Source organism: Granulicella sp. L56 (genome assembly GCF_009765835.1).
In the GTDB taxonomy this organism is placed as follows: Bacteria; Acidobacteriota; Terriglobia; order Terriglobales; family Acidobacteriaceae; genus Edaphobacter.
The window spans coordinates 663,416-676,786 of sequence record NZ_LMUS01000006.1 but is presented as its reverse complement, the minus strand read 5'-3'; the positions used below and the strand labels follow the sequence as shown (position 1 = coordinate 676,786).

Genomic DNA, 13,371 nt, shown 5'->3' with positions numbered 1-13,371 from the left:
TGAAGAATGACAAATTTGATTACAGATTGCGTGATTAATAAAGGAAGGGGACACCAGGTTCGGTGTCCCCTTCCTTTGTGGTGAGCGTGTTTCTACGGTAGGGTTCCGCCGATGTAAGAGTTACCAGCGTTTTTCTGCGTCGGGAAGTGAACGACGAAGACGACGTCATCCTTGGATTTGAGGGTGGAGACGATGGCCCTGTAGCTGCCTTCGTCGGTGACCGGCTTTTTGTTGATCGCGGTGATGATCAGGCCCTTACCCAGGTTGATCTCATCGGCGAAGGAGCCGGGACGAACGCTTGTAATGATGACTCCATGGCTGATCCCCGTTTTGGTTGCGATGTCTGCAGGGATTGCCGAGACAGTGATGCCGAGGGTGGTCTGTCCGGCGTCGGCTTGTTGTGGAGCGGCGTTATCGTCCCCGCCGCCGACGAGATCGGCGTAGGTTTCAGCGCGGTCGCCAATGACTACGTTGGCAACGTCCTGTTTTCCGTTGCGGATGTAGCCAAGCTTGATGGTCGATCCGATACTCCGTGCGGAGATGTCATTGACCATATCATCGCCGCCTTTGATGTTGCGTCCATCGATGGAGACGAGGATGTCGCCCGGCTGGAGGCCAGCCTTGGCTGCGCCCTTACCCGGAACAACCGTGCTGACGATCACACCGCTGGTGAAGCCGTACATGCGGTTGACGGCGGAGCTGACGGCGGGCTGGAAGCTGACGCCGATGGAACCGCGCACAACTTTATGGGTGGGCCCGATGAGCATGTTGTAGATCTTGGCGATGGTATTGGACGGCATGGCGAACCCGAGGCCGATCGATCCCATGGACTGGGTATAGATGGCAGTGTTCATGCCGACGACCTGACCTGCCATATCGACCAGCGGGCCACCGGAGTTGCCGGGATTGATAGCGGCATCGGTCTGGATGAAGCGCTGGAACTGGTTCTGAGCGATGCCGTTGGCTCCGGGTTCATCGATGGAGCGGTCCTTGGCGGAGATGATGCCGGCTGTGACGGTCTTTGAGAGGTTGAACGGAGTGCCGATGGCGAGTACCCAGTCACCGACCTGCGCTCCGTCTGAGTTGCCCAGCTTGACGGTGGGGAGGGGCTTGTCGACATCGATCTTGATGACGGCGATATCGGTGTCCTTATCGACGCCTACGACGTGGGCCGGGTGGCCTTCAGAGCTGTCCTGATCGTCGGGATCGGTGGAGAGTTTGACATAGATCTTGTCGGCCTTGTCGACGACGTGATTGTTGGTGATGATGTAGCCGCGAGGATCGACGATAAAGCCGGAGCCGAGCGCGCGACGTTCGCCGCTCATCTGGCCGCCTCCATCATCGTCGCCGCCCTGACCGCCGCCTTGGCCGCCGAAGAAGCGATTGAAGAAGTCCTGCATATCGCCCTGGCCTTGGCCCTGACTCTGTCCCTGCTGCTGATCATCGTCGTCGCCGTCGGGGCTCTGCTGCTGCAAACCGCGGCGGCCGCGCTTGTTGGCAGATTGCTTGGGAATCTCTTCGGTATTGATGTTGACGACCGCGGGGCTGACCTGCTTCACGATCTGCGAGAAGCCGTTTGAGAGCGCGACAGGGGAGGGAATAACGATCGGTGCGGCGTCGGAGGTATCGACCTTGGCCTGTTCCTTGCCGCTAACATTTCGCGTAAGAACTGAGCCGGCGAGGATTCCGATGGAGAGGGTAGCGAGGAGGGTGAAGGTCGTTGTGAGGCGGTGGGTACGCATGCGATCCAGCAGGCTCGGAGAAGGGTTATTTCGTATGTCCATTAGAAAGTCTGACCTCTTTTCGTGCGTTTGCGTCCGTCCGGTGCGCGGGCGAAAGTCTGAGTATAGTCAATTGTTTCAGATACCCTTCCCGGTTAGAGGGCATCAGGAGCTTCACAGTTGTTTAGACGACAGCAAGACTTAAAGGTGTACCGCGTTGATGCCGTGGACGGTGTTCGAATCGGCTAAGTTGGTTCGGTGGATGCGGCAACTCTCTTTGCGAAGATGCGTCGAGCTTCGGCTTGCCGGATGCCTGACCGGCCTGGGTTAGACGATTCTTCGGGAAGTGTACCCCCTGTACTTTCGCTGCAAAGTCCTGCATTTAAAAGAGTTAAACGTAAAGTCTTCTTTCTAAAAGATTTAGGCCCGGCGTGAATGCCGGGCCTATGGTTTTTCTCTACTGATTTAAATAGTAGCAGATGGAGTGGAACTAATCTGCAACGCTTACCCCTTTTGTTTTGTATCGGTTGCCGGTGTTTTGGATTTGACAGAATTTGCAGGTAACTAGCATGGCTAGTGGGTGAAGAAGTCTTTGACCTGCTGGATGAAGACGTCGCGGCCCATGTCGGAGATGGCCTCGGTGAGAGGCAGTCCCTTGGGGCAGGCCTGGACGCAGTTCTGGGCGAAGCTGCACTCCTGAATTCCACCGTCGCCGGAGAGGGCGCGGAGACGTTCTTCCTTCAGGACGGAGCCGCTTGGGTCTATATTAAAGAGCTTTGCCTGGGCGATGGTGGCCGCGCCGACGAAGTTGGTGACGTCATTGAACTGGGGGCAGACCTCCATGCAGATGGTGCAGGAGATGCAATTGGAGAGTGGGTAGCGCTGCTCCTGAATCTGCGGGGCTTGGCGTGGGCCAGCTCCGAGATCGTAGGAGCCGTCGATGGGAACCCAGGCCTTGACGCGCTTGAGGTTCTCGAAGAGGACGCTGCGGTCGACGGCGAGGTCGCGGACGACGGGGAACTTCGAGAGGGGCGCGAGCGTTATGGGTTGATCCTGATTTGGTCCGCGCAGCTTGTCGACCAGGGCGGAGCAGGCCATGCTGGCCTTGCCGTTGATGAGCATGGCGCAGGAGCCGCAGATCTCTTCGAGGCAGTTGGAGTCGTAGGTGATGGGCGTGGTCTGTTTGCCGGAGACGTCGACGGGGTTGAGCGCGATTTCGCCGAGCAGCGAGGTGATGTTCATGCCGGGGCGGTAGGGAATCTCGAACTTCTCGGTGGTGGAGGGGGAGTTCGGGTTGGACTGACGCTTGATCTCGACCTTGATGCTCTGTGCGATGCTGCTCTGTGCCATGCAAATGCTCCCTGTGAGACCGGAACTCTCCCTACGCCTTCGACGAGTAGAGAGTGTGGAGGCCTTTCTTGCTATAGATTTCATTCGCCGGCAGGCGGAGCGATCTCAGGCTGTGCTGCCTGTTTGCTCCTCTTTGATGATTGCTGCGGCGATGCCTTAATGATGGCCGATGGGCTGATGAGGTTTCGATCTCAGGGCCTTCTGCCGGTTGTTGGTGCGGATGTTGTAGACAAACATATAGGTAATGAAGCACGCGAATATGAGTGCAAGGACGAGATAGACGACGTGTATGCCTGACATGTCCGGTTAGATGGCGCGAGCGGTCAGGAGGGAGAGATGCTGCTGTGGCTTGTTGAAGAAATGGTAGAGAGTGCGCTGGGAGCTTACCGGTGGTCGAGGCGAATCCCGGCCTGTGCCGGGGTTGGTGCTCGATTTTGACGGTAACTGGCACTCTTTGATTCGCCCTCAGGGGCTAAAGCCCCGTTTCTTCGACTACGTTGCGGCACGGCTGAAGGCGTGCCCTTAACAAAATTTCAAAAGCGAAAGCAGATCCCTGCGGGATGACAATCAAAAAAGTGAAGCGACAAATAACGATAAACAGGTTATGCGGTGGCGCCGTAGTGGCGCGGACGGGGTGGAAGGTGGCTGATGTCTACGGCTTCGAACTCGAAGGCGGGGGCGTCGTCTTTGAAGCTGGCTTTGGTGGTCTTGAGGAACTTTTCGTCGTTGCGCTCGGGGAAGTCGGGCTTGTAGTGGGCTCCGCGGGACTCGTCGCGGAGGCGTGCGCCCTGAACGATGACGCGGCCGAGCTGGAGCATGTTGTAAAGCTGGCGGGTGAAGGCGAAGCTGGTGTTGGCCCACTGGCTCTTGTCGGAGAGGTTGACGTTCTTGTAGCGCTCGAGCAGCTCGACGATCTTGGCATCGGCTTCGTCGAGGCCCGCGTTGTAGCGGATGATTGTCGCGTGCTTGGTCATGGTCTCGCCCAGCTCGCGCCATAGCTTGAAGGGGTTTTCAGTGCCGGGGTTGTTGAGCAGGAGATTGTTGCTCTCCTTCTGACGCTGCAGCTCGGCGGCGTGGCCACCGTCGCCTTCCTGTGCGGGGAGTGACTTGGCGTAGGCCAGAGCCTGCGGACCGGCGACGAAGCCTCCGTAGATGCAGGAGAGCAGGGAGTTGGCCCCCAATCGATTCGCCCCGTGGATGGAGTAGTCCGCCTCGCCTGCGGCGAAGACGCCGGGGATGTTGGTCTGCTGGTTGAAGTCGACCCAGAGACCGCCCATGGTGTAGTGCATGCCGGGGAAGATCTTCATGGGGACCTTGCGGGGGTCGTCGCCGACGAACTTCTCGTAGATCTCGAGGATGCCTTCGAGCTTGTTCTGGGCCGCGGGCGGAAGGTGCGAGACATCGAGATAGACCATGGGCTGGCCATCGATGCCCATGCCGTGCTCGTAGACGACCTTGAATATTGCCCGGGTGGCTACGTCGCGAGGGACGAGGTTGCCGTACTTGGGGTACCACTCTTCGAGGAAGTACCAGCGGTCGCCCTCGGGGATGGATTGCGCGGCGCGCTTGTCGTTTTTATCTTTCGGTACCCAGACGCGGCCGCCTTCGCCACGGGCGGACTCGGACATGAGGCGGAGCTTGTCTTCGCCGGGGATGGCGGTAGGGTGGACTTGGATGAACTCGCCGTTGGCGTAGAAGGCTCCCTGCTGGTAGAGGGCGGATTGAGCGGAGCCGGTGCATACCACCGAATTTGTGGACTTGCCGAAGATGGCTCCGTTGCCGCCGGTGCAGACGATGATGGCGTCGGCGGGGAAGGTGCGGGTCTCCATGGTGCGGAGGTCCATGGCGCAGATGCCGCGTGCGGCTCCCTTGCTGTCGAGGACGGCGGAGAGGAACTCCCAGCCCTCGTACTTGGTGACCTTGCCCTCGGCCTCGAAGCGGCGAACCTGCTCGTCGAGCGCGTAAAGAAGCTGCTGGCCGGTGGTGGCTCCGGCGAAGGCGGTGCGGTGGAAGAGAGTTCCGCCGAAGCGTCGGAAGTCGAGCAGACCTTCGGGGGTGCGGTTGAAGGGGACGCCCATGCGGTCGAGCAGGTCGATGATGGCTGGACCTTGCGCGCACATCTGCTTGACGGGGGTCTGGTTGGCGAGGAAGTCGCCGCCGTAGACGGTGTCGTCGAAGTGGGCCCAGGTGCTGTCGCCTTCGCCCTTGAGGTTCTTGGCGGAGTTGATGCCGCCCTGCGCGCAGACGGAGTGTGAGCGCTTGACCGGGACGATGGAGAAGAGGTCGACCGTGCCGCCAGCTTCGGCGATCTTGATGACGGCGGAGAGTCCGGCGAGGCCGCCGCCTACTACGATGATTCTGGGAGTTGCTGCTGCCATTAGTAATCCTATCTTTACAGCAAGTGACTATTGAACCAGATCGGCTGTGGCGGGTCTCGTGTTGTAAGCCAATTTGTGAAAATCAGGACGCAACCACCGAATGCACTCTTCAGGGTTGGCCCATATACCCGCAGAGACAAGCTCTACGAAGGGTTCCGGTACCCATGACAATAAGTAATCGCCTCCTGTCATCTGCCCGTACCATATCCATGTATCCCAAGGTGGCATATTCCATTCATCGAAGTACCCAGATGTAATCTGCCATGCTGCGCCGTCTGAGAGCGTTTCATGCGGATAGTAGAGTAGGAGCCTGCCAGTAGATGAAGGCCTTGCACTTGTCTGAGTGTGATGCTCTGCTCTCATAAGTTCGGCTCGCTTGTTCACTAATGCTTCGACTTCTGCCAGAGGATTTGCCTTGTAATCCCACGAGTATCTTGGAAAATTCTCTCCTAGGACCAGACTCGGTCTAAGTAGTTCCGAGCGCAAGCAGAAGGGCGGGTTTGAGATTTGGCACCGTTGTTCGGACCAGTTGGCGGCTTGCGCAAGTCTCTCGTTCAACTGAGCACGCTCTTCACTAGAGTCGATGGCCAGTTGTCGCAAATCCGAGTTATCTGTGAATCCCGGTAGACTTAGCATAGTTACCTAACTACTCCGGCTGAGAGGGATTCGTTGAATTAAGTGGAAGCACGGAAGGAGCAGGCATGGTGACTCCTGCTGGCTGTTCGGGCATTACGTCTGCGGGGGCGTTCTGGTACTTTGGCCCGACGAAGGCGTAGATGCTGATGAGGCCCATGATGCAGAGGGCTGAACCAGCCGCGGCGCAGACGTATCCGAAGCGCTTGCGTGCCTTGTCGCCGGGGGTGATGCCCCACTTGGCGGCGAAGAGCCAGACTCCGGCGGAGAAGTGCCAGCAGGTCGCGATCATCGCAACAATATAGATAGCCAGCATCCAGGGGTTGTGGAGTTCGTGCTGTACCTTGGCGAAGGCCGCGCCGGGATGCTCGGGCAGGCTGACTCCGGAGAAGCGCTGCCGCCATACGTGCTGGACGATGTAGGCCAGAGCTATCACTCCCGTGACACGCTGCATGAGGTACAGCTTGTTGCCGACCCAGGGGTAGACATTGACGTTGGAGCGGCCGCGCAGCCAGATGAAGGCGCCGTATCCGGCGTGGAAGGCGAGGGGGATGAAGATGAAGGCCCACTCGAGGATGCGGACCATCGGGAGGCTGTTGAGAAAGAGAACCTGCTTGGCGTAGGCGAGGGGGCCGTTGATGGCTTCGAAGTTGGAGATGATGTGCTCGACCAGGAAGGCGCCGATGGGGACGATTCCTGAGAGCGAGTGCAGCTTGCGCCAGAAGTAAGAATGACCCTGACCGGCACGAAGCGGTTGCACGCCCTTAATCCCGTGCGGGGTCGGTGCGGCAGGTGTTGCTGGCGGTGCGGCTGCGGCCATGAGGACTCCTTGAATATCTTGAAGGGTGCACTGCTGAAGATAGTGCAGCATGGTGATTATTCCGCTGCTGTCTTGTCAGCGTCAAGGAAAGGGACTGGATTTGTGCGGTTATCGTGATGTTTGTGCGAATTTACGGTATGTCGCCTGCCAGTTCGCTGAGTAAGGCCTTGAAGGCTCGGCCTCGGTGGCTGAAGGTGAGCTTGGTCTGGAGGTCGAGCTCGGCCATGGTTTTGCCGCGCTGAGGGAGGTAGAAGAGAGGGTCGTAGCCGAAGCCTTCTGTGCCGCGTGGGGTGGAAAGAATATCGCCTTCGACCGCTCCGTGTCCGATGGCGAGGACTTCGCCGTTGCGAGCGGCGGCGAGGACGCAGTGGTAACGGGCGCTCCGCTCCGTGAGGGGAATCCCCGTGAGGATGGAAATGAGATAAAGGTTATTGCGTTGGTCGGTTGTGAGGGAATCGGCGGTTTCAGCCGGATGGAAGTTGTGCTCGTCAGCGTAGCGGGCGGAGCGGACACCGGGTGCGCCCTGGAGAGCGTCCACTTCTAGGCCGGAGTCGTCGGCGATGACGATTGCGCCGGGAGCGAGGTTTGAGTAATAGATGGCCTTGGTTCGGGCGTTGCCTTCGAAGGTGGGTTCGTCTTCGGGGGGTGGGGGGATTTCTTTGAGGCCGGGGAGTGGGAGGAGCGAGATGTCCGATGTGTTGGCAGCGGCGAAGTCGCGTAGCTTGCCGGGATTTGAGGTGGCGATGTAGAGGATCATTTTTGTCTTCGAATCAGTTTAGTGGAGACGGAAGCGGACGAAGGCTACGACTCCGAAAGGGTGGTGGCCGTAGGTGGGGACGAGAGCTTCGGGTGCAGTGTAGGTGGTGAATTGTGCTCCCGGTGCGGCGAGCAGGTGTGGTGCGATGTGGAAGTCGCGGTCATAGCCGGCGGTGTAAGCCTGTACGTGGCCGATGGGGGATTCTTCAAAGTTGGGTGGGAGTTGGCTGCCGGGAGAGATGAGAAGTTCGTTGGAGCGGCCTGCGTTTTCGATGCGTGTCCAGAGGTAGTTGCGCGTGCGGAATTGGAAGAGGGATTCGACGAGGTAGCTGTTTTCTTTGCTGTCGTCCGAGAGCGAGCGGGTTCGTCCCCATATGAGCGTGTTTGACCAGTTGCCGGTGTGGCTCGTGCTGCCAAAGGGTTTGTTGTACATGATGGATGCGGTTTGGCGCTGCTGGTCTTCGTTGGGATAGAGTGCTTCGGGGCTGACGATGTGAGCGATGGAGTACTGGCCGCTCCAGTTTGGGGTTGGAGAAAAGGTAAGGCGCGAGGAGTAGCTGTCGATGGCGTGGCCGTTGGGCGAGGGTTGGAATCCCCAGCGCTGCTCGGAGGGCTCGCCGCCGTGGAAGCCTGACTCTTCGAAGCGGAGGCCGCGCCAGGTGATGCCTGCGGTGAGGACGTTGTAGGCGATGTGGGTGGAGTCTTCCTGATGATGGCCGAGTGCGGCGAGTGGGTCTTCCGATGCGGAGAGCCGATGCGGATAGGCAGTGGGGCCGATGGCGGGGTCGCCGATGGGAGCGGCGTAGAAGCTGAGCAGAGTCTGTTGGCCGAGAGGGATGTCGTAGAGCGCAGCGACTTCCATGAAGAAGTTGTGAGGGTGCTGACCGTCGATGATGGGCTTGCCGAAGGCGGTTTCGCCCTGCTGGAAGAGCTCAGGATATTGTCGATCGCTGACAGTTGCGGGTTCGAGCGAGAACATCGCGCGCAGGGTGAGTTGGCCCGGGCCGAGCTGCCGCATCGCCATCGGCATGAGCCAGTTGGTGGAGAAGAGTTTGTCGGCGCCGCGGTTGCCTGATTGCTGGGTGTCGGAGATGAAAGCGGTGCCGTGGAGCATCAGCATCCATGGGCCGTGGTGCGACATGAGCATGGGAGTCGGCGTGGAAGCGGGTTCAGCGCTGGTGCCGGAGGAGGCGTGGTTGAGTTCGGCTTCGATGAGGGTGGTGGGCTGATGCATCATGCCCATCTTCTTCATCGTCATCGGTTTGGAACCCATGCCGGGCATATTGGGCATGTCGGGTTGTTGCGCCTGAGTGACGGAGGGCAAAAAGACGAGTGCAAAAAAGATTGCGGCTAAGGTGCGGGGCATGACGAATTCTTCTCCTGATGAACGGCTGGACAGCGTGCAGCGTGGATAGCGCTGCGTTGCGGCGAGGCGTAGGAGTGGAATCAGATGCGAAGCGTGAGGCGTGGTGGGTGCGGAGGAGGCCAGACGAGTTGATCGGGAGGCGACAGGATCGCTATGGTGCCGATGCTGATCGCCGAAGCTTCAACGAATGAGATTTGAGCAGGCTGCTCGATGGTTACGGCGGTTGTGGCAGACGAAGGTTGATGATGGGCATCACAGCATACCGGAGTCTGTTGGTTGACTGGCCGATGCTTTGTGCAGTGACTGCACGAGGCAGGGCTATGGCTCGCAATCTGCATGCACGATGCGGAGCTGGCGATCAGCATTATCATGCAGAGGACAGCGGCGAGATTGCGAAAGGCTTGGTTCATGGGACGCGGCGATTCTTGTTGCAGTATAAATCCAGCAGGGACGTGCCAGGGCCTGTCTATTAAGTAAGCTGACTTAGATTTAAGTAAGCTTACGGTAGATCGAAGAGCGGAGTTCACTATGTCAACGATGAAAGCGCATACGGAATATCTGACGTTCCATACGGATGAACGTTATGAGATGGTCCACATCACACCGCAGGTCGAGGAGGTTGTGCGTCGCAGTGGGATCGACGATGGACTTTGCTTTGTGTCTCCGATGCACATTACGGCCGCGATCTATGTGAACGACCATGAGGATGGCCTGATCGAAGATATTGGTGCGTGGCTGGAGAAGCTTGCTCCGGCATGGCCTGGGTATAAGCATCATCGGACCGGTGAAGATAATGCCGACGCTCATCTGAAGGCGCTGTTGTTGCATCACGAGACGACGTTGCCGGTTACAAAGGGGCGGCTCGATCTGGGGACGTGGCAGCGTGTCTTCTATGCGGAGTTCGATGGACAGCGGGCCAAGCGCGTCATCGTGAAGCTGCTGGGCGTCGCAAAAGGATGATGTCTACGCGGCGGTTCTGAGCGCGGCCCGCGGCGGTGCTGTTGCTGGCGACGGGATGGAATTCGGCGTAACCGGCGGCGGAGAGATTGGCGGGATCGATGGGGCCGTGTTCGAGGAGCAGTCGTGCAATGGTGGTGGCTCGCGCAGTGGACAGCTCCCAGTTGGTGGCGAACTGGGCGGTGTGAATGGGAACGTTGTCGGTGTGGCCTTCGATACGCAGCGGACCTGCTGGCAAGGTTGCAGCCAGACTCGAAAGCATGGGAATGGAGGCTGCGCGGACTTCGGCTGAGCCTGAGGGAAAGAAGCCTGCTTCGTGCAGCGAGATGACGAGGCCCTCGGTTGTGATGCGCATGGTGACGCTTCCGGGGGGGATGTGGCCTGCGGCTACCTGTTCGGCGAGAAGTTTGTTGAGATGCCTTTCGGTCTCTTCCGCGGTTTCGATTCTGACCGATGGAAGCGGAAGGGGAAGGGCAGCGGGAGTTGCGTTGGCCGGGGCGCTGCGACGGTCAGTCAATGGCGGCGTTTTGGAGTGGGCTTCAAAGACGCCCATAGGCGTGAATGCGCTCTGCATCGCGGCCGAAAGTTCGGTCTGCTTTGCTTTGTTCGCCTGACTGGAGGCGAAGAGCACGACAAAAAATGCGAAGAGTAGCGTGATGAAGTCGGCATAGGAGACCAGCCAGCGCTCGTGATTGACGTGCTCGTGTTTTTTCTTGCGGCTCATGCTGCGATGACCTCGGCTGGCTTGCTGTCGAACAGGAAGGTGCGGAGCTTGGTCTCGATCATGCGCGGGTTCATGCCTTCAAGGATGGAGATCACGCCTTCGAGTACCATCTCCTTAATCATCTGCTCTTCGCGCTGACGAATTTTGAGTTTGCCTGCGGCAGGAAGAAAGACGAGGTTTGCCAGCGCGACTCCATAAATAGTGGCGACGAAGGCGACAGCGATACCGCGGCCGACCTCGTCGATGTTGTTGAGGTGTTGCATCACCTGAATCAAGCCAATGACTGCGCCGATGATGCCAACCGTGGGAGAGTAGCCACCGGCGGCCTCGAAGACCTGCGGAATTTTTTCTTCCATCTCGGTCTTGTTGTCGAGCTCCATCTGCATGATCTTGCGGACCTCGGAGGGCTCGGTGCCGTCGATAGCAAGCATTAATGCTTGTTTCAGGAAGGGGTCCTCGACTCCGGCAAGATCCTGGTCGAGCGAGACGATTCCGCTTCTTCGCGCCTTGTTGGCGAACTTTACGATTTGCGCTACGACAGCCTCGCCATCGGAGCCGTGCGATACGAAGATGGTCATCGCCTGCTTCATCGCAGTCACGAAGATGTTCATGGGGAACTGCAGCAACACTGCGCCCACGGTGCCTCCAACGACGATCATTGCGGCGGTGGGCTGGGTGATCTGGGAGATGCTGCCGCCCTCGATCATCATGCCGGCCATGATGCCGATGATGGCAAGGGCGATGCCACCGATGCTGGCGAAATCCATAAGAAATCCTCTCCGGGGGCTTAGTCTTTCGACGTTTGGTGTTCAATGTCGCGCAGGACTTTTTGCGCATCGTGGGCGGACTTCGCGCTGAGCGATGGAGCGGCCTCAGGCCAGGCTGCGGCAAGGACGCGGGCGCGGTATTCGAGAGTGCGCCGCAGGATTTCCCCCGAAGGCTCGAGCACAACCAGCTTCTCTCCGGTAATAAGCGTGAGCACGGTGTCGGGTGCGGATTCGGCGTACTTGATCAGGTCGCAGTTGACGACGAGGCGACTGCCGTTGAGGCGTGTCAGTTCAATCATGCGGAAGAGGCCCTCTGCTTGCTTCATCGGCAGTTCGTTCCGTTCTCAAGAGAGAGAGCGGAACGAACTAACCAAAGGTAATGCGGCGGCTAAAGTGCCCACCTGCGAGGCCGATGAGGTGTGTGAACGCGGAGTCTTCCGCAAGGTGAACCGGAGCTTCCTGCTGCTGTACTAGCAGGGCGAGGTTTCGGATCAACACCCGGGGACTGGCGACGCGGTAGTTCAAATCGAGCAATACAGGAGCGTCTTTCCATGTCCTTGGGTGTCTTGAACAACATCGCAGCAATCTATGCGCAGAACAATCTGAACCAGACGCAGAATAGTCTTCAGAATGTTCTTCAGCAGCTCTCCTCCGGTTCGCGCATCAACAGCGGCGCGGACGACGCGGCCGGTCTTGCCCTGGCAGACGGCCTTCATGCAAACGAAGCGGCACTGACGCAGTCCGCGCAGAATGCTACCTCTGGCGTCGGCCTGTTGCAGACCGCCGATGGCGCGCTTTCGCAGGTGACCAACCTGTTGAACCGCGCCGTTACTCTCGCGACTGAAGCGGCCAACGGAACGCTCAATGCCAGCCAGGTCGGTTCGGCCAACCAGGAGTACCAGAATATCCTGTCCGAGATCGGCAACATTGGATCGACGACCAACTTCAACGGCAACACTGTATTTACCAATACGGCGACGAACGTCTTTGTCAGCGATGGAACGGCCTCGGGCGCAACGACCTTCCAGGAGCTCGTTGGGTCGTTGAGCGACGCAAGTGTAGGTACCTCTACCGCAACGACCACCGCCGGCACAACGACGGCGATTACCAATCCGACACCGACCGTTCCGACGGCGACAACCTCTGGAACCGCGACGTTTGGCTTTACCTCGGCGGACGATACGGTCTCCGGTTCTCTGGGGATCAAAGTGGGCGCCGGCGGTGTAGTCACGGAGAACTTTGCAGCCGGCACTACGCTTGCCGAGGCTGTTGGCCAGATGAACGACGACGTGTCCTTCAGGACGGCGGGATTGATCGCCAGCCAGAGCCCGACGTCGCCGAATGATCTGATCATTACCGGCCCAACCGGCGCGGCGAACACACTCACCTTGTCGGGCGCGATCTCCGACACGACTGCTTCGGTGACCACACCGGGGGCGGGAGTGAACCTCGCCGGAACATCGCTTACCTCGACGAGCGCGGCGGCCGTGCTGACCAATGTCACCAATGCGCTGCAGAACGTTGCGTATCAGCGAGGCAACATCGGTGCCAGCATCAACGAGCTGAATGCCGCGTCTAACGTTGCCAGCGCGGAGTCGGTGAACCTGACCTCTGCCGAGGACAGCGTTCGTTCGACCAACTACGGCCAAGCCACCAGCAGCATGGCCTCGCTCCAGGTGCTGAGCCAGACCGGTATCAGCGCACTGGCGCAAGCGAACAGCGTTCAGCAGGAGATCCTGAAGCTGATGCAATAGGTTGGATCGAGGTCGCGACGGCTGCTGGCACTTTGGCGTGGCCGCCGCGACCTCGGTATTTTTCCGAAATCTTAGCGGCGTCTAATGCGCCGATGGCCAGGTTGGCTGTGGGATTGCTACTGCTGCAATGAGCAGTAACTGGAAG

The 13,371-nt window shown here is 59.0% G+C and carries 13 protein-coding genes; 2 read left to right on the top strand and 11 right to left on the bottom strand.

What is annotated here, in order from left to right; genetic code table 11:
* Positions 1 to 92: 92 nt before the first annotated feature.
* From GSQ81_RS10685 to GSQ81_RS10650, 7 genes are all read right to left on the bottom strand, one after another.
* A complete protein-coding gene (locus GSQ81_RS10685; protein WP_158910739.1) occupies positions 93 to 1,784 on the bottom strand; it encodes a trypsin-like peptidase domain-containing protein in 1,692 nt (563 codons plus the stop codon).
* A gap of 510 nt (positions 1,785 to 2,294) precedes the next feature.
* Complete coding sequence (sdhB, locus tag GSQ81_RS10680) at positions 2,295 to 3,071, bottom strand: succinate dehydrogenase iron-sulfur subunit (protein WP_158910738.1); 777 nt, start codon at positions 3,069 to 3,071, stop codon at positions 2,295 to 2,297.
* A gap of 602 nt (positions 3,072 to 3,673) precedes the next feature.
* Positions 3,674 to 5,449 (bottom strand): succinate dehydrogenase flavoprotein subunit, encoded by a 1,776-nt coding sequence (gene sdhA, locus GSQ81_RS10670; protein WP_158910736.1) that lies wholly within the window; start codon positions 5,447 to 5,449, stop codon positions 3,674 to 3,676.
* A gap of 646 nt (positions 5,450 to 6,095) precedes the next feature.
* Positions 6,096 to 6,902: a succinate dehydrogenase gene (locus GSQ81_RS10665; protein WP_158910735.1), complete on the bottom strand. Its 807-nt coding sequence runs from the start codon at positions 6,900 to 6,902 to the stop codon at positions 6,096 to 6,098.
* Between the two features lie 130 nt (positions 6,903 to 7,032).
* The gene (locus tag GSQ81_RS10660; RefSeq protein ID WP_158910734.1) at positions 7,033 to 7,659 is read right to left on the bottom strand and encodes a non-canonical purine NTP pyrophosphatase; all 627 of its coding nucleotides are present in this window, start codon (positions 7,657 to 7,659) and stop codon (positions 7,033 to 7,035) included.
* 18 nt (positions 7,660 to 7,677) lie between these two features.
* Positions 7,678 to 9,024: a hypothetical protein gene (locus tag GSQ81_RS10655; protein WP_158910733.1), complete on the bottom strand. Its 1,347-nt coding sequence runs from the start codon at positions 9,022 to 9,024 to the stop codon at positions 7,678 to 7,680.
* Positions 9,025 to 9,104: 80 nt separating this feature from the next.
* Positions 9,105 to 9,434, bottom strand: coding sequence for a hypothetical protein (locus GSQ81_RS10650; RefSeq protein WP_158910732.1), 330 nt, complete (start codon positions 9,432 to 9,434; stop codon positions 9,105 to 9,107).
* 118 nt (positions 9,435 to 9,552) lie between these two features.
* On the opposite strand from GSQ81_RS10650, the gene GSQ81_RS10645 reads away from it, so the two are divergent.
* Complete coding sequence (locus GSQ81_RS10645) at positions 9,553 to 9,984, top strand: secondary thiamine-phosphate synthase enzyme YjbQ (RefSeq protein WP_216846418.1); 432 nt, start codon at positions 9,553 to 9,555, stop codon at positions 9,982 to 9,984.
* On the opposite strand, the gene GSQ81_RS10640 is transcribed toward GSQ81_RS10645, so the two are convergent.
* Genes GSQ81_RS10640 through GSQ81_RS10625 form a run of 4 tightly spaced genes read right to left on the bottom strand, consistent with a single transcriptional unit; the run spans position 9,950 to position 12,006 of the window.
* Complete coding sequence (locus tag GSQ81_RS10640; protein ID WP_158910731.1) at positions 9,950 to 10,705, bottom strand: flagellar motor protein MotB; 756 nt, start codon at positions 10,703 to 10,705, stop codon at positions 9,950 to 9,952. The two genes, GSQ81_RS10645 and GSQ81_RS10640, sit on opposite strands and share 35 nt — an antisense overlap.
* A complete protein-coding gene (locus GSQ81_RS10635; RefSeq protein WP_158910730.1) occupies positions 10,702 to 11,472 on the bottom strand; it encodes a flagellar motor protein in 771 nt (256 codons plus the stop codon). The genes GSQ81_RS10640 and GSQ81_RS10635 overlap by 4 nt, the downstream gene beginning before the upstream one ends.
* A gap of 20 nt (positions 11,473 to 11,492) precedes the next feature.
* The gene (locus tag GSQ81_RS10630; protein WP_254060116.1) at positions 11,493 to 11,798 is read right to left on the bottom strand and encodes a flagellar FlbD family protein; all 306 of its coding nucleotides are present in this window, start codon (positions 11,796 to 11,798) and stop codon (positions 11,493 to 11,495) included.
* Positions 11,799 to 11,838: 40 nt separating this feature from the next.
* A complete protein-coding gene (locus GSQ81_RS10625; protein WP_158910729.1) occupies positions 11,839 to 12,006 on the bottom strand; it encodes a hypothetical protein in 168 nt (55 codons plus the stop codon).
* Positions 12,007 to 12,023: 17 nt separating this feature from the next.
* Here GSQ81_RS10625 and GSQ81_RS10620 point away from each other — a divergent pair, with 17 nt between their 5' ends.
* A complete protein-coding gene (locus GSQ81_RS10620; protein ID WP_158910728.1) occupies positions 12,024 to 13,226 on the top strand; it encodes a flagellin in 1,203 nt (400 codons plus the stop codon).
* The last annotated feature ends 145 nt before the right edge of the window (positions 13,227 to 13,371 follow it).